At 51.5% G+C, this 16,471-nt stretch carries 18 protein-coding genes; 3 read left to right on the plus strand and 15 right to left on the minus strand.

Annotation, left to right across the window (positions count from 1 at the left end; genetic code table 11):
- Positions 1-177 precede the first annotated feature (177 nt).
- A complete protein-coding gene (locus tag GCWU000342_RS02515; protein WP_044961169.1) occupies positions 178-438 on the plus strand; it encodes a hypothetical protein in 261 nt (86 codons plus the stop codon).
- A 35-nt stretch (positions 439-473) separates the two neighbouring features.
- Positions 474-659, plus strand: coding sequence for a hypothetical protein (locus GCWU000342_RS02520; RefSeq protein ID WP_006905650.1), 186 nt, complete (start codon positions 474-476; stop codon positions 657-659).
- Positions 660-775: 116 nt separating this feature from the next.
- Here GCWU000342_RS02520 and GCWU000342_RS02525 read toward each other — a convergent pair whose 3' ends face one another.
- From GCWU000342_RS02525 to GCWU000342_RS02560, 7 genes are all read right to left on the minus strand, one after another.
- The gene (locus tag GCWU000342_RS02525; RefSeq protein ID WP_006905651.1) at positions 776-1,510 is read right to left on the minus strand and encodes a hypothetical protein; all 735 of its coding nucleotides are present in this window, start codon (positions 1,508-1,510) and stop codon (positions 776-778) included.
- Between the two features lie 9 nt (positions 1,511-1,519).
- Positions 1,520-2,209, minus strand: a complete 690-nt coding sequence (locus tag GCWU000342_RS02530; protein ID WP_006905652.1) for an ABC transporter ATP-binding protein — start codon at positions 2,207-2,209, stop codon at positions 1,520-1,522.
- Entirely contained in the window at positions 2,206-2,556 is a 351-nt protein-coding gene (locus tag GCWU000342_RS02535) for a GntR family transcriptional regulator (protein WP_006905653.1), read from the minus strand. The genes GCWU000342_RS02530 and GCWU000342_RS02535 overlap by 4 nt, the downstream gene beginning before the upstream one ends.
- A gap of 397 nt (positions 2,557-2,953) precedes the next feature.
- Positions 2,954-3,421: a hypothetical protein gene (locus tag GCWU000342_RS02545; RefSeq protein ID WP_006905655.1), complete on the minus strand. Its 468-nt coding sequence runs from the start codon at positions 3,419-3,421 to the stop codon at positions 2,954-2,956.
- 146 nt (positions 3,422-3,567) lie between these two features.
- Entirely contained in the window at positions 3,568-3,843 is a 276-nt protein-coding gene (locus GCWU000342_RS02550) for a hypothetical protein (RefSeq protein ID WP_006905656.1), read from the minus strand.
- A gap of 227 nt (positions 3,844-4,070) precedes the next feature.
- Positions 4,071-5,738 (minus strand): Na+/H+ antiporter NhaC family protein, encoded by a 1,668-nt coding sequence (locus GCWU000342_RS02555; protein WP_006905657.1) that lies wholly within the window; start codon positions 5,736-5,738, stop codon positions 4,071-4,073.
- A gap of 62 nt (positions 5,739-5,800) precedes the next feature.
- Positions 5,801-6,118, minus strand: a complete 318-nt coding sequence (locus tag GCWU000342_RS02560; RefSeq protein WP_044961179.1) for a NifB/NifX family molybdenum-iron cluster-binding protein — start codon at positions 6,116-6,118, stop codon at positions 5,801-5,803.
- A 322-nt stretch (positions 6,119-6,440) separates the two neighbouring features.
- On the opposite strand from GCWU000342_RS02560, the gene GCWU000342_RS02570 reads away from it, so the two are divergent.
- Entirely contained in the window at positions 6,441-7,403 is a 963-nt protein-coding gene (locus GCWU000342_RS02570; protein ID WP_045000180.1) for a histidine phosphatase family protein, read from the plus strand.
- Positions 7,404-7,469: 66 nt separating this feature from the next.
- Here GCWU000342_RS02570 and GCWU000342_RS02575 read toward each other — a convergent pair whose 3' ends face one another.
- The 8 genes from GCWU000342_RS02575 to GCWU000342_RS02610 form a co-directional block, all read right to left on the minus strand.
- The gene (locus tag GCWU000342_RS02575; RefSeq protein WP_006905661.1) at positions 7,470-8,495 is read right to left on the minus strand and encodes a LacI family DNA-binding transcriptional regulator; all 1,026 of its coding nucleotides are present in this window, start codon (positions 8,493-8,495) and stop codon (positions 7,470-7,472) included.
- 103 nt (positions 8,496-8,598) lie between these two features.
- Positions 8,599-9,228 (minus strand): DUF6553 family protein, encoded by a 630-nt coding sequence (locus tag GCWU000342_RS02580; RefSeq protein WP_006905662.1) that lies wholly within the window; start codon positions 9,226-9,228, stop codon positions 8,599-8,601.
- 129 nt (positions 9,229-9,357) lie between these two features.
- Positions 9,358-10,539, minus strand: coding sequence for a substrate-binding domain-containing protein (locus GCWU000342_RS02585; RefSeq protein ID WP_006905663.1), 1,182 nt, complete (start codon positions 10,537-10,539; stop codon positions 9,358-9,360).
- Between the two features lie 86 nt (positions 10,540-10,625).
- On the minus strand, positions 10,626-11,609 hold the full coding sequence (locus tag GCWU000342_RS02590) for an ABC transporter permease (RefSeq protein ID WP_006905664.1): 984 nt from the start codon (positions 11,607-11,609) through the stop codon (positions 10,626-10,628).
- Positions 11,610-11,619: 10 nt separating this feature from the next.
- The gene (locus GCWU000342_RS02595; RefSeq protein ID WP_006905665.1) at positions 11,620-13,131 is read right to left on the minus strand and encodes a sugar ABC transporter ATP-binding protein; all 1,512 of its coding nucleotides are present in this window, start codon (positions 13,129-13,131) and stop codon (positions 11,620-11,622) included.
- A gap of 11 nt (positions 13,132-13,142) precedes the next feature.
- A complete protein-coding gene (locus tag GCWU000342_RS02600; protein ID WP_006905666.1) occupies positions 13,143-14,123 on the minus strand; it encodes an ABC transporter permease in 981 nt (326 codons plus the stop codon).
- 25 nt (positions 14,124-14,148) lie between these two features.
- Positions 14,149-14,595, minus strand: a complete 447-nt coding sequence (locus GCWU000342_RS02605; protein WP_006905667.1) for an RbsD/FucU family protein — start codon at positions 14,593-14,595, stop codon at positions 14,149-14,151.
- A 10-nt stretch (positions 14,596-14,605) separates the two neighbouring features.
- Positions 14,606-16,420 (minus strand): L-fucose isomerase, encoded by a 1,815-nt coding sequence (locus tag GCWU000342_RS02610; protein ID WP_006905668.1) that lies wholly within the window; start codon positions 16,418-16,420, stop codon positions 14,606-14,608.
- Positions 16,421-16,471 lie beyond the last annotated feature (51 nt).

Genomic DNA, 16,471 nt, shown 5'->3' on the forward strand with positions numbered 1-16,471 from the left:
AGACCTTTCAAGCTGACCCGGGATTTTTGTCCTATCTATTCTATTATATGAAGAATTGTACAAAATTTAAAGACTGCACATCTCCCAAAAAAAGTGCTATTGATTAATATAGATTTACAGGTTGAAAGGAGCATCAAAACATTTCCTGCGATATTTCAAAAAGGGGGACGAAAGACAATGGATCTCTGGAGGGAAGTATTCACAACATACAACTATCAGGAATTCAGCCGAATGGAGGATGCGCTCACGGAACACGGAATTCCCTACCGCTGTAAATATGAGGACTGTTCCGCCGTCAGCCACAAGAGCTTCTTTGGCTCCAGGACCTCATTCATCATGCGCAACCTTCCTGATAAGATCCTCTATAAGATCTCAGTCAAAGAATCCGATATGGACTTTGTCGCGTCCCTTGCCCCTTCACTTCGTTTTATCAGCTAGGCTGTGATCGGGCGCGGACCGGAAAGGAGCTTCCCATGACATATCTGAAAAATCATTACCAAATCATCTCCTTTCTCTTCTTGTCGGTCGTCCTCTTCGCCGCCTTTGCCCTTGGCCTGGTGCCGGAAGAACACCGGCTTCTGGCCACAGCTCTTGGCATTGCGGTTGTCCTATTGATCGACCAGCTGATCAAAGACCTCTCCCACCGCATCTCTGATTAAGCCAGACGCAACGATGTGAAAAGAAGGACCTCCGATCTCCTAATTGCGGGATCGGAAGTCCTTCTTTTTCATTTGTTCATGACAATGGAATATTCGTAAGGCGTATATTCCATTGTTTATACGCTCAGCTTCTTCTCCATCAGATAACTGCCCGCCAGATAGAATAAGACGGCACAGATCAGACTGTATATCGACTGAATCAAGGCAAAATCCGCGACCGGCGACAATTGTTTGATCAGACAGTTGCCAATCCCGACAAAGAGAATCAAAATTCCCATGAAAATCAGAAGGCTGACAAGCATGGACCCCCTGCGCCCGTTCAAAAGGGTGGCCTGCACAATAATCGCCAGATAAGCGGCAGTAATGACAGAGAACCAGGCGATCAGGTAGATGGTCATCATTTTTGCCATCATTGTGACATCGGCAAAACCGAATCGAAACTGCATCATAGTTTCTATATCAAAGCGCACGCCTTTTCTAACCAGGGCGAGGAAGAGATCCAGAGCTCCCAAAACCATATAAAAGGCCCAAACCATCAAGAGAGACAGGCCATTCTCCAGAACCTTGGCCCCCAGAATCTGATAACTGCTGCGCGGAGTCATAAAGAGCATATAGCTCTGCTTAGAATTTAATTCCCTGTACAAGAGATCTATGCTCCTGAGCCCGCAGATCAGGCAGGCAAAAATCGCGGTCATAGACAAGCCTACCCCGGCAGTCAAAAACAGGGGTTCCGATCGAAAATTATCGATCAGCGACAGCAAATAGACGATCTCAAAGAGACCGGTAAAAAGCAGAAAGAAAACTTTCACAAAAGAGGTCTTACGCAATTCATATTTCAATAACTTACTCATTCTATCCTCCTATGCCATCAGCCTGCGGTAATAATCTGCCAGAGATGTTCCCTTCCTGCTTCTCAGATCCTCTACATCAGCCAGTTCCAGCAGATGCCCGTTCTGAATGAAGATGGCCTTGCTGACCACTGCCTCCATTTCCTCTACCAGGTGGCTGGACAATACCAGGGTGACATCCGGCGAAACCGACTCTAAGATGATCCCCATAATCTTATCCCTCGCAATCAGATCAATCCCATTCAAGGGCTCATCAAGCAGATAGAGTCTGGCCTCCCTGGACATGGTAACCGCGATCTTAAGTTTTGCCATCATCCCAGAAGACAGGGCCCTCACCTTTGTCGTGTGTTCCAGCTCCATTTTCCCAAGCAATTGCAGGTAGCGATCCATCCGAAAATCATCAAAGAAGTCCTGATAATAATTTCCCACATCTTCCGCAGTCATCCAGCTGTAAAAATAGGGCTCTGTGGACATGTAGGCGATCTTACTCCTGCTCATCCAGTTGATCGGGCCATCCTCAAAGAGAATCTCTCCTCCGCTCGGCTTGGTCAGTCCTGCGACAATCTTCATCCATGTGGTCTTGCCGCTTCCGTTCTCTCCAAGAAGAGCATAGACCTGCCCCTGTTCCAGATCGAAGCTCACATCGCAAAGCGCCTGCTTTCCTCCGAACTTCTTGCTGATATTTTGCGTCTTAAGAATCATAATGCCTCCTGAACCATCACCAGAATCTCTTCCTTACCAAATCCCATCTCCCGCATGCTGCTGACAAAACGGTCGATGTTCTCCTCTGCCATCTCCCTGCGAATCCGCTCGGCTAAGTCCCCGTCTTCTCTGACAAATGTTCCAAGGCCCCGCCTGCTGATACAGACACCTTCACTCTCCAGAACCTGATAGACTCTGGCTGCGGTATTGGGATTGATTCGGTAGAGCAGAGCCAGCTCCCGGCCAGAGGGAAGCTTGTCTCCTGAAAGCCTCCGCCCCGCTACAATGTCCTGTTTGATAGCCTCAGACACTTGCAGATAGATCGGAATCGAAGAATCAAACTGCATCGTTCCTCCTTTCTAGTTCACTAGTATAATAGTACACTATTTCAATGGTGTCAAGACTCATTTTTCCGGATTCCGCATTCTTGCGTATCCGCACTGGGATTACGCTTTTGTTTGGAAAGGCTTTGAAGGAATTTTTTATCTTCCGAAAAACAGAGGGCTGAAGGGGATTCGATCGGGAATAGAGGGTTTTTGATCGAGAGATAAATAAAAGCGGTCTGCCGGCGGTGCTGCATACACTCGCCAGAGCCGCTTTCGTCATCTGAGATATGAAATATTGTGCCCACAGATAAGAGCATTGCCGCCATATAGCAGGTTCTGTCCTATCACCCTCTTATCTGGGGTATTGGATCGGATTCCAATTCCTTCTGAAATTGAAACAGAAGGGATCCTATGTATTTTAGAGACCTGCCTTAAAGAATTTGCGGAAAGCGGATACTTCCTCTGAGGACTGGGTCACAGCGACAGAGTACTTTGCCCCGCGATTAATACCCGGCTCATAGGTTACGGGTACAAACTGATAGGAGGCCTGGCTGTTTTTTACGACACAATAGCCTGTCCATGAGGCCTCTGTCTTAGATCCGTTCTCTCTGTTGAAAAACTCCGGCTTTTCATATTTCGTCAAATCCGCTTCCACTGCAATTACCACTACTTCTCCCGGCTTATATCCGACAATATAATTGCTGTGCACGTTGACCTCCACAACAACGGCATTGTGATAGTCTTCCATATGGCAGTAGATTAACTTGTAGTCGTCTCCGTTCGGGACAAGAGAATTGAAGATTTCCCGCATTCTCGCCTTGTTTTTCCGATTGTCCTCATCAGAGGCTCCGGTTGCCATTTTCTTGACAAAATCAAATACACCCATTTTTTCACTTCTCCTTTTTCATGTTTGTGAATGATTCCTGTATAAATTGTTACCATTATATCGGAACACTGACAAATCCGAAACAGCATCCCTCGATCATCCGGCGGAAATTCCCCCTCTTCCGATCCATTGATGCAGCGGAATCATTATCCCTGCAGTCCTCTGGTCTGCCGATCCATATCCTCTACAACGATATCATAGATCTCTCCCTGACTTCTGCAGTACTCCAGTACCTTCCAGGGTTCATTGGTGTGAAAGTGCAGCTTGACCGGGTCACCGTCACCGCCCACGCAGAGAAGCTCATCCCCCGTAAAGTGGTCCGCGATATAATCTCTCACATCATCCGCATCCAGATCTTCATCATAACCGTCTAAGAGAAGCTGGGTGTCATAGCGAAATTCAATTGATTGTTCTGGCAACATAAGAAAATTCCTCCTTAGCAAGTAAATCTGTCGTAACTAAGTAACTTTCATTATAACTAAGTATAATCCGTCATAGTCAGCCGAATCCGGCCTGCCGGAAGCAGTCTGCTTCCATGCAATAGATCAGATGATTCTTCACGCAAGACCTTTACATGAAATCAGGCCTCCTTGACAAGGATAACAATAACCTGCTCGTAAAACACACATCCCTTGTATCCTGGTCCTTTTTAAACCTTCTCTCTTTCTGCTTTCCCTGCCGTATGCTCAATGGGCTCGACCCCCGTGATCTGCTCAATGACCCGCAGGGTAATCAACATAAGGATCACAGCAATGGGAAGACAGAGAAAGACATTCTTCACAAAACCGCTGATCACATAGGAGACAAAGGACACTGCCGCTACCGTAATGGCATAGGGCAGCTGGGTAGAGACATGATTGACATGGTGGCACTGGGCTCCGGCAGAGGACATAATCGTCGTATCGGAAATGGGAGAACAGTGATCACCGGCAACCGCGCCCGCCAGACAGGATGCAATGGATATCACCATCATCTGGCCGCTTGGGAAAACACCGACCACAATCGGAATCAAAATAGAGAAGGTCCCCCAAGAGGTTCCGGTCGCGAAGGCTAAAGCCGCGGCCACCAGGAAAATAACCGCCGGAAGCAGAGACTGCAGGGCCGCCGCATTTCCGGCCACCATGGTAGATACGAACTGGTCAGCCCCCAACAGATTGGTCATGCCGGACAGAGTCCAGGCGAAGGTCAGAATCAGAATGGGGGAGATCATTGCCTTGAATCCCTCGACAAAGCAATTCATAAATTCAGTAAAGCTGATAACATCCCGATACATATAGAAAAAGAAGGTAAAGACTAGGGCAGCGAAGCCTCCCATGACAAGGCCCTTGGAAGCGGACGCATTGGCAAAAGCATCTATAAAGTTGACACCTGAAAAGAAGCCGCCAGTGTAAATCATCCCCACGATACAGGTCGCAATCAAAACGACAACCGGAAGAACCAGGTCAATCACCCGTCCTCTGGGGCTGACAAAATTCCCATTGTCATCTTTGTAGTCCCGCTCCGGTGTCGTATAGAGGTCTCCACGCAAAAGCGCATTCATTTCATGCTCCCGCATAGGGCCAAAATCGACGCGGCGAATAGACAGATAGAGCATGGTAATGATGGTTAAGAGGGCATAAAAATTGAAGGGAATTGTGTTGAGGAAGGTCACAAATCCGTTAATTCCGCTGCCATCCGGCACAGAAGATGTCACGGCCGCCGCCCAGGAAGAAATAGGGGCGATGATGCAGATTGGCGCCGCCGTGGCGTCAATCAGGTAAGCCAGCTTGGCTCTTGAAACCCTATGGGAATCCGTGACGGGCCGCATCACAGAACCGACAGTCAAGCAGTTGAAGTAATCATCGACAAAGATCAGAACACCCAATGCCGTAGTGGCCAGCTGGGCGCCAACCCGGGTCTTAATACGACCGGCGGCCCATTTGCCGAAGGCGGCAGATCCGCCGGCCCGGTTCATCATCGCCACCAAAGATCCCAGCATCACCAGAAAAACCAGGATTCCCATATTTCCCGTGTCAGACAGCTTACTGATCATTCCTCCCTTCTCATTGAAGAAGAGGGTGTTGAGCATAAGTTCCATATTGAAGTTGGAGTAGAGGAGGGCGCCTGTGAAAATCCCCAGCATCAGAGAGGAGTAGACCTCCTTTGTGATCAGAGCCAGGGCAATGGCGATCACAGGCGGCAGCAGGGCCAGGGGACTGGCATATACAGGGCTGACATAGCCCTCCAGCGCTGTCATATCCACCGGATGCATAAAGCTCGCTACAATGAGCACCACAAGGATCACCAGAAAAATGGTTACTGGTATTTTCTTATTCATACGACTCCTTTTCTTCTCTGCGTTTTACTGCTCACCCTGTTCAGAAATATCATGCGCCGCTCCTAAAGGGGCGAAAGCTCTCCCCTGGTATAGGCGGCGATGGCTGCGTCTGTCCCCCCGCTGAATCCGTAGAATTCAATTCCCGCTTTCCGCAAAAGCGCCATAGATTTGGGCGCGAAGTCCCTGGCAATCACCCGCTTGATCCGCATGGCAGTCAGCTGATCCACCAGCTGGTCCGCGGGGATATCAAGTGTTGAGAGCATCTGACCGTGTGAGTACTTGCCCGCCTTCACATAGTAGATATTGAAGTAGGACGCCTTCTCAAAACGGGGAATCGGCTTCCCTGCGTCATAAGTGACCGCAACATAGTTCAGTCCCATAGGGATCCTCCTATCCGGCATGCCTGATAAACTCAAAGAGCATTTTATCATATTTATCAGTCCCGGACATGCAAAGAGAAAGGAATAAATCAATGATGAAGCCCGGTTTGCCTTCATTCAAATAAGAGTTGTATCTGATATATAATTCGAGTAAGATGCTGTCAGCGCAGAACAAATCCCTGTCAAGCCTCATTTCCAAAGGCGGATACGTCTTTTCCGCAAGACATCGGGGAGCTTAAAAAGATGATGCTTATTTCCAAAAGCGGATGCGTCTTTCCTTTTCACAGATATGGGGATGAGAATACATCAAAAAGGAGCGAACATGAAAATTATATTTGTCCGCCATGCAGAACCCTTCTATGACACGGACACCCTGACAGATAAGGGCAAGCGGGAGGCCGCCCTGCTGGCTGAGCGGGCCAGAGACTGGCAGATCACCCAGGCCTATGTCTCTCCCCTTGGAAGAGCCCAGGATACGGCGCTTCCAACCTTAAAAGCAGACGGCATCCGCCTGGAATGCCACTACCCCACACCCGCGGCCGACGTCATCAAAGATCCCGACCCCAAGGTCTGTCTTGTCTATCCCTGGCTCAGAGAATTTTCCATTCCCATCAACCCCGATATGCATCCCATGAATGCCAGAGTTCCCTGGGATTATCCTCCCTATTATCTGAGTGAGCATCCGGAGCTCTATGATCCCAAGGCCTGGTTCTCCTCATCGATCTACCGCAGCTTCAGCGTTCATGCCTCTACCTTGGACGGAGTCGAGGCGGAACTGACCCCGGAGGTCAGAACGATTTACGGGCAGTACTTCAAGCGCGATCCCAGGAAGACATACATCCAGCAGGAGTATGAATGGGTCTGCGGTCGTTTCGACCAGGTGTTAACCCAGTGGGGTTACCATAGGGACGGCCTTCACTACCGCACCCGGGGGAATGCCCTACCCACGGACTTAAATATCAAGTCCGATGCCCATACGGTATCCCGCATTGAAAAGCAGGAGGCTGCCATGGAAGCAAGGGGTGTGGAGGAACCGATTCTTGTCTTCTTCTGTCATCTGGGCATCGCCAGTATCCTGATCTCACACCTGATCAATACCACGCCCGCCGTTATGCAGCAGGGCTTCTTCCTCCCCACCTCCTCCGTGACCATCTTCTCCTCCGAGGAACGTATCCCCGGACAGGCGCTCTTCCGCTGCCAGGTGGCCGGTGATACCTCACACTTAAGAGACGGGGACGAACTCACTTCCTTCTATGGAAGTTACAGCATGCCCTTTCAGGGCTGATCTCTTTGACAGGGCTTTCCCGGGCTCCCTCAGGATCGCCCCCTTCTGCAAGAGTTTTCCTCTGCGTCAGGAGTTTTTCTCTGCCTCTTCTGGATCGATCCTCTCCACAGACTTCCCCTCGTGCAGAATTGCCCGGTATACATGCTGTTCTGCCTTTCGGTCCGCGGGATCTGTGTGCCGCATATGCTCCAAAATGATTCTTGCCGCGGCATTTCCCATCTCCTCCATGGGCTGTTCCAGAACCGTCAGACGAGGGTTGAGAATGCTGGGAATAAGCAAATCGTCAAATCCAATGATCGAGAGGTCGGTCGGATAGCGGAATCCGGCGTCATTCATTGCCATGACCGCGCCGATATTCATGTCGTGATTGCAGGTGAAGACCGCTGTCGGCCGGCGGTCAAGGGACAGAAGCTGGTTCATGGCCTCATAGGCCCCGTCTACTGTTCCATCCGTTGCAATTTCCAGGACTTCTTCCCTTTGAATTCCTCTCTTTGCAAGGGCCTTGCAGTATCCCTTCAGGCGCTGCCTGCCCGTGCACTGTTTTCCAATATAGATAATTCCGATTCTGCGATGACCCCGCTCCGTCAGATAAGAAGTCGCCTCATAACCGGCTCTGACATTGTCAATCGTGACGCCGGATATACCCGACCACTTGACGTCCAGTGTGATAATCGGAACCCTTCCGGGAACCAGATCAAGAATATCCTGAATTTTTCTGCCTGTGGGGATCAGTACCAGCCCGTCGACATTTTTGCGGCTCAAAAACTCAATATTGTCCCTCTCCTGCTCCGCGTCATCCATCGAGTCACAGACCATCAGAGAGTAGCCAGCCTGCTTGAGCTCAGATTCGATATAGCGGATCAGGCTTCCATGGAAGGGGCTGACCATACTGGGGACAACCATACCGACTGACCGGGTTTGCGATGTGACAAGGCTCCTGGCCATGTCATTGACATGATAGTGAAGTTCCTTGATGGCTCCGCCGATTTTCTCCCGATTCTCGGGGAGGACATTGCCCCCGTTGAGATATTTGGAAATCGTAGCCAAAGAAAGACCTGTTTTCTTTCGGATATCCTTAATGGTCGCTGACATAAGTCAATCACTTTCTACTGCTGAAATGAGAATGCGCTCATTCTAACACAGGCCCCCCGGGTCGGCTTTTCGACTAATTCTGACAATCCTAAGACATTGTCTCTCAACTCTTTCGCTTGAGATCCTTGTCCTTTCGCGAAGCGGCGTAGTCCTCAAGGCGCTCAGCAGCTGCCGCGTCATAGCAGGAATACTCATCTCTCACCGCGTCAGAAAACAGGGCCATCTCTTCATCCAAAGCCAGCCGCCGCGCCAGTCCGATCGACATCTCATAGGCATCCGCGCAGCTGCGCTTTTTGCGGTCTTCCTCATTGGCCGCGATAATGCCAAAAACCTTTCTGCCGTATCCTTTACTGGCCGTTGTCGCGAAGTAGCGTCTGGCCGCATTTCGATACTCCCAGTAGAGAGCAGCCGTCCCCACTTCCCCATAGGTCTCTCTTGTCTGACCCTCCATAGAGGCCAGTGCCTCCAGGGTCTCCCTGCGGCTCCGTCGGGCGAAAACGCGGGCGCTCTTGGCCACAATCACAAGGTTGATCATATTCCAGAGGAAGGTATCTACCCTCTGCCCCTTCCTCTTAGGATCCGTATGTCTTCTGTCAAACAGTTCTCTCGCGGCCCTGGCAAATGTCTCTTCCCGGTCTGTCTGCTCCTTTAGCCCAGAGAATATCTTCTCTCTTTGATCCGGGTCAGTCTCCTGATAATAGCTGTCAAAGACCTGCGGATATTCGTAATTCATAGCTCTTTCCCCTCACATTGATACGGGTGCTTCCTGCTTCTGCTCTGATATAAGCGCCATCTTCTGACGCCTATATCAGAGCAGGAGACTCCGAGGAGTCTCCCGCTATCATGGTAACAGATGAAAACATCAGTCGTAAAGGTTGGGAGCGATGCTCTCATCGGTCATGTTGCTGGAATCATACCAGTAACCTGCCGTTGCGACATCCTTGAGATCGGTCTTGCCATTCGCAGCTGCGGTCAGAGCATATACGGCATAATAACCCATCATCAGAGGAGACTGGGTAACTGCGCCGAGCATAACGCCGTCCTTGACTGCTGCCTTGATGGTAGAGCCGGCGTCGAAACCGATACCGATGACATCACCCTTGTCAGCGTTGGAACCCAGTACATTCAGGTTGGTATTGGCTGCCAGAAGTCCCTCTGCGGAAACCTGGTTGGAGCCGAAGACACCGATGGTATCCTTCTTGGAGAGGATAGCCTGAGCCTCGTTGGAGCAGAGCTCAACAGTGGTCTGCGCGGGAACGCGAACTTCAATAACCACATTGGTATCGCCCTTGTCTGCGCCCTTGGCATGGTTTACATAGAACTCGTTACCGGTAACGGATACGGTCTTGCCGTCCTTGTGGATCAGCTCAATCATGCGGTCAACGAAACCAAGGCCGCGCTCCTCGATATTGGCAGCGGTGGCATCCTGGTTGATCTCACCGATGCGAACAGGCTTGTCAGCCTTTTTGATCTTATCCTTCAGCACCTCATACATATGGTCTGCGGCAACGGATCCGGCCTGTCTGTTATCCGTTGCGATCGTGCAGGCAACAGATCCCTTGGGCGCATCAGCAACCCCTGTGTCAAAGCAGACCAGAGGAATCTTGGCCTCAGCTGCCTTCTTAAAGGAATCCAGTACAGAGCTGGAGTCGCAGGCTGCGATTCCGATTCCTGCCGGTTTAGCCGCAATGGCTGACTCAAGCATGTTGATCTGATCGGCGATGTCTGACTCGGTGTTCGGTCCCTGAGGCTTAACCTCAACGCCGAGCTCCTTGGCAGCCTTCTGCATTCCCTTCTGAGCAGCGCCCCAGTAAGTAGACTGGAAAGACTTTACCAGCATGGGGAAGCTGTAAGCCTTGTCTGCCTTAAGGCCCTTGAACTGCTCTGGCAGATCATTGCTTCCTCCCGCGTTATTGTTGGCTGAGGATTCCGTCTTCTTATCCGAACCCTTGCTCTCCTCCTTCTTACCTCCCGAACCGCAGCCGTAGAGAGAAGTCACGCAGAGTGCCATCGCTAACATTGTTGCAACTAGTTTCTTTTTCATTCTTTTAACCCTCCTTTGTATTTTGAAAGAATGAATATTATTTGCCCGGGACCGGGTTCATCCGACCCCAAGCGCGTAACCTGAATTTACTCGTCCTTTTTCCCTTTATTTCTCTTGATGTCAATGAGGACAGCCACAATCAGAACTGCTCCCGTGATGATCTGCTGCCAGTTGGACTGAAGTCCGACATAGGGAAGTCCTGTCTTCAGAAGCATAATGACCATAACACCGATGAAGGTACCAATAATGGATCCATAGCCGCCGGTTGCGCAGACGCCGCCGACGAAGACGCCGCCGATGGCATCCATCTCCAGTCCGGCTCCTGTCCCCGGCTGTACGGTCGGTGTTACCGCCGCGTAGGCGATTGCGGCAAGGCCTGTGAAGAGACCGCAGATGACATAGGACATCACATGATAGAATCTGACGTTGACGCCGGACAGGGCCGTCGCCTCCTTATTGGATCCGATGGCGATGGTATAACGTCCCATCCTGGTGTGGTTTAAGACGAACTCCATCAGGATGACCAGGGCGATCATAATCACAAGGCCGATGGGAAGACGCAGAGCGCTTCTGCCGCTTCCGAAGGTCAGCTTGAAGATGGAGTGAAACCAGCCGCCCGGCTGCGTTACCGTCGGCCAGGGAGTCGCCTTGCACATGGATCCGATTCCTCTGGTAATCATGCAGGTCGACAGGGTCGCGATAAAGGGCGCCAGGTTCATAACGCCAACTAAGATTCCGTTGATCAGGCCCATCAGAACACCCATGACGATACAGATCAACATGGCGATTCCAACCGGAAGATCATAGTTTCGAATCAGAGTTCCTGCCACCAGAGCGTAGCAGACCATGCCCGTTCCGATGGAGAGGTCAACGCCCGCTGTAATCAGAGGAAAGGTGACGCCGATGGCCATCAGGATATCGTAGTAGGAGAAATCCATCATACTCACAAAAGAGGAGTAGTGGCGGAATCCGGGGCTGAAGATCATGTAGATCACTACCAGAGCCATAGCGACAAGGAATGCCACAAATCTCTGATCGCTTAAGAGTTTCTTCTTCTGTAATTCTTTCATGCTGCCCCCCTCAATCGATATCTCTGGTCGCAAGATTCATGATCTTCTCCTGCGTTGCGTCCTCAATCATTACCTGACCGGTGACCTTGCCCTCGCACATGACAATGACCCTGTCACTCATACGAAGAATCTCTGTCATCTCGGAGGAGATCATGATGATCGATTTTCCGGACTCGGCCAAAAGGGTCATCAGCTTGTAGATCTCGTTCTTGGCTCCGACATCGATTCCTCTGGTCGGCTCGTCAAAAATCAGGATCTCACTGTCCCTGTCCAGCCATTTCTGAATAACTACCTTCTGCTGATTTCCTCCGGACAGGTTGACGACAAGCTGATTGGGGCTCGGCGTCTTGGTGGCCAGCTTCTCGATGAAGGCGTTCGTGTCCTTGATTTCCTTGCTCTTATTGATAAAGAAATGATCGACGTATTTGTCCAGACAGGCCAGTGTCGTATTCTCGGCAACCGTCTTCTGGGTCACAACTCCATAGCGCTTTCTGTCCTCGGACAGGTAGCCGATACCGGCCTTAACCGCATCCTGCGGAGAATGAATGGTCACCTCTTTCAGCTGGCCGGACTCGTCCGCGATAGAGATCTTGCCGCTGGTCTTGGGATCCGCTCCGAAAATGGCTCTTGCCGTCTCCGTTCTTCCGGCTCCCATCAAGCCTGAGAATCCGAGGATCTCTCCCTTCTTAAGCTCAAAGCTGACGTCCTGTACCATCTTGCCGGCGTTGAGTCCCTCGACCTTGAGAACGACCGGGGCATCCGCCGCAACAGCGCTCTTGGTCTTGGGCTCCTCATAGATGACACGGCCTACCATCATATTGATGATGTCTTCCTTGCTGGAATCCTTGGTGATCAAAGTCCCGATATATTTGCCGTCTCGCATGACGGAAACACGGTCGGTGATCACCTTGATCTCGTCCATGCGGTGGGAAATATAGACGATTCCCAAATCCTGTTCCCGCAGGTCCCGGATAATGGTGAAGAGATCCTCGATTTCCTTCTCGGTCAGAGCGGCGGAGGGCTCATCGAAGATGATCAGCTTTGCATCGTGCGAAATGGCCTTGGCAATCTCACACATCTGCTGTTTGCCGACCGTCAGGGTGCTCATCTTGGCTTTCGGATCAATGTCAATGTGCATCCTCTCAAAGATCTTTGCCGCGTCATCAACCATCTTCTTATCGTCAATCCGTATTCCCTTCCTGGGCTCTCTGCCGATGAAGATATTTTGAGCGACGGTCAGATCCCCCACCATGTTGAGCTCCTGGTGGACGATGATAACTCCTGCTTCCTGTGCCTCGCGGGTACTGCGGAATTCTACCTCTTTTCCCTCGTAGGTAATGCTGCCGGAATCCATCTTGTAGATTCCCGTCAAGACCTTCATCAGGGTGGACTTGCCGGCTCCGTTCTCCCCCATCAGGGCGTGAACTTCACCGCGTTTTACTTCGAAATCGACATGATCCAGGCAGTGAACGCCGGGAAAGCTCTTGTCGATTCCCTTCATTGTCAGAATTACTTCTCCCATATTCCCCCCAGTCAATTCTTCTTGCGTCTGGCCGTAACATCAATGTAGACCGCAACGATAACGATGATACCGGTGATAATCAACTGAATATCCTTGCCCAGGCCCAGTGCCAGGAGGCCCTCCTGAAGCATGGAGATAATAGAGACACCGATCACAGTTCCAAGAATGGACGCCAGACCGCCGACCATGGAAGTTCCTCCCATGACGCAGCCGGCAATGGCTTCGTTGTTGTACTGGTCTCCATAGCCGGGCTGTACTGTTGTATAGCAGGCGACGAAGTAGACGGAAGCAAGACCTACCAGCAATCCGCAGATGACATAGGCAAGCATCTCCCAGCGCTTGATGTCAACGCCGGACAGGCGCACCGCCTCGCGGTTGCTCCCCAGGCAGAGAATATATCTGCCCGCCTTGGTGTTGTAGAGAATGCAGCTGCAGAGCGCTGCCACCAGTAAAAAGACAACCAGACCGACCGGAAAACCCTTATAGGAAATCAGGTTTCTAAACCAGCCGTTGACCGGATCTGTGGACAGTGGCCAGCTCTGCGACTGGGTCTTGGTGAAGACAGCGGCAATTCCCTTGGCGATATTCATAGACGCCATGGATACGATAAAAGCGGGCACCGACTGGTAAGCCACCAGCCAACCGTTAAAGGCTCCAAAGATCAGCCCGATGATGACTGCCAAAACAATACAGATCACCAGCGGAAATCCGTAGGAATTCAGGCAATAGCCGGCTACCAGCGCGCAGCAGAACATGACCGGTCCGATCGAGAAATCAATGCCGCCCGTCGCGATGACAAAGGTAACTCCCAGAGAGAGAAAACCCAGAAAATACACATAGTTCAGGGTGTTCAGAAGGTGTTCCTTCCCCGCCGCGGCAAATCCGTCGATTCCAAGGCAGCAGGCGAGAAACATCAGCACCAGAACGCCGAGAAGAATGATCCTGTTTAATCCGATTTTTCTGACAACCGGATTCCCCTTAATTTTTTCCAAAACAAATACCTCCCATACTCCCGAATCAAACGATTCCCTTCTGCAACATGACGTTGGCGTAGACAGCGGACTCACTCGTCGCGATCAGGCAATAGGCGCGTTTTTTCGTCTCCTCATAGAAGGCAAAGCGCTCGATCTGCCCGATGGCATCCGCTCCCCGCTCGTCGTGCCTGGCGACAATCTCTTTGTATTCCTCCCAGATGGGAGTCTTGATCTTTCTCTGATCCTGGGGCATAAGCTCCATGAGATTGACCGGATGTTCCACATAGGGATCTAAGGGGAAGACCTCCAGTATCGCGTCTAAAACCTCGCTGACGCCGTGTCCGTCCATCCGGATCACAACTGTATTCTCTCCCTTTACACTGGGAATGGGATAATTCCCATCCCCAATGACCAGCACATCGCTGTGTCCCATCTCGCAGAGGGTTTTTAAGAGTTCCGGAGACAGAATCTTTGGAATTCCTTTCAGCATATCCTCCCCCTTATCTGTACTTCTTATAGAGAGGTCCGAAGGCGTTGCAGGCTCTGAAGTCAGCCCCCTCCTTGTCCTCGGTACCGAACGCATTCCAGACCGCGGGGCGATAGATCTTCTCGGAGGGAATATTGTGCATGGCAACCGGAATACGAAGAATGGATGCCATGGTGATCAGATCCGCGCCCACGTGGCCATATACCGTTGAACCGTGATTGGCTCCCCAGTTCTTCATCACATCATAGGCAGTGCAGAAGGCAGAGCCGGGTACGTGATCAACACGGGGTGCGAACCAGGTGCAGGGCCAGGTGTAATCTGTCCTCTTCCAGAGGATTTCATTGACCTGATCAGGAAGAGCTACGGTCCAGCCCTCTGCAATCTGCAGGAAGGGGCCAAGTCCCTTGACCAGGTTCAGACGAAGCATGGTGACAGGCATTTCTGTGGCGGTTAAGAAACGGGATGAATAGCCGCCGCCTCTGAAATAACCGTTGTCCGCGGGATTCCAGGTGGTCGCCTCAAGGATCTTCTTCTGATCCTCCTCCGTAATCTCCCACCACTTCTTGATCTCGGGCTTGCCGTCCGCTCCGGTGCATACGCCGGAGAAATCCAGGGCGGAGGCGCCGGAATTGATCAGATGTAAGAAGCCATCCGCTTCTTTGGCGTGACCCTCAATCTCATACCCGGTCACCCTCTTAACCGAGTCTCCGCTCCAATAGGTTCTGACGTCGGAGAACATGGCTGAGCGTCCGGTCAGCTGCTTCTCAAAGAGCATGCACAGTCCGTTTAAGATATCGTTCTCGGTCGCTAAGATATAGGGCTCTCTCTTGCCGTCATAATCGAAGGATGTGGACAGGAAGGCCTCAGGATAGTCGCAGTTGGGCCAGTGATCGGTCCACTGTCTCTGTCCCTGGAAGCCGCCGCAGATTGCGTTGTGCCCCAGAGCCTCCTCCGGGAACTTGTCTGCCAGCTTCTCGTTGCCCCGCATCAGGTCCTTGATGATCAGATACATCTTGACCGTGAACTCCCACTGCTCGTCCTTGGTCTTGCGATCCTTCTGAATCCAATCCGGGTTCTTGTCAAAACCTTCCTTGCAGTTGGCCTTCGTCCATGCCAGGGCGCGCTCGAACTCCTCGTGATCATAGATTCCCTCGTCCATCCGGCGAAGAACCTCGACCTCATCGACCGACTCGACCCGCATGCCAAGATAGCTCTCCAGGAAGTCCTGATCCATAATGGAGCCGCCGATTCCCATCGTGACGGATCCGATCTGCAGATAGGACAGGCCTCTTAAGGAAGCCGCCGCAATAGAAGCCCTGCCGAAGCGAAGAAGCATTTCCTCTACATCTGCGGGGATGTTCTCATCATCCGCGTCCTGCACATCTCTGCCATAGATGCCAAAAGCGGGAAGGCCCTTCTGAGCGTGTGTCGCGAGAACAGAGGCCAGATAGACAGCCCCCGGGCGCTCCGTCGCGTTCAGTCCCCAGACGCCCTTGATGGTGTTGGGATCCATATCCATGGTCTCAGACCCGTAGCACCAGCAGGGTGTCACGGTCAGGGTGATATCCACCCCTTCTCTCTTAAACTGCTCCGCACAGAGAGCGCTCTCTCTCACGCGGCCGATGGTGCAGTCCGAAATCACAACCTTAACCTTGCTTCCGTCCGCGTAGAAGAGCTTGTCCTCAAAGAGCTCCTTAGCTCTCTTTGCCATGGACATGGTCTGTTCTTCCAGAGCTCCTCTGACATCAAGGGGTCCCTTTCGACCATCGATTACCGGCCTGATTCCAATTACCGGATGTCCCCCAACGAGCTTTCTCTGATCCGCCATTTCTTCCTCCTTCTCCTCTCTGAATTAAAATTTAAAATCTGTAACCAACTG

The sequence above is a fragment of the Shuttleworthella satelles DSM 14600 genome (genome assembly GCF_000160115.1).
Classification (GTDB): domain Bacteria; phylum Bacillota; class Clostridia; order Lachnospirales; family Lachnospiraceae; genus Shuttleworthia; species Shuttleworthia satelles.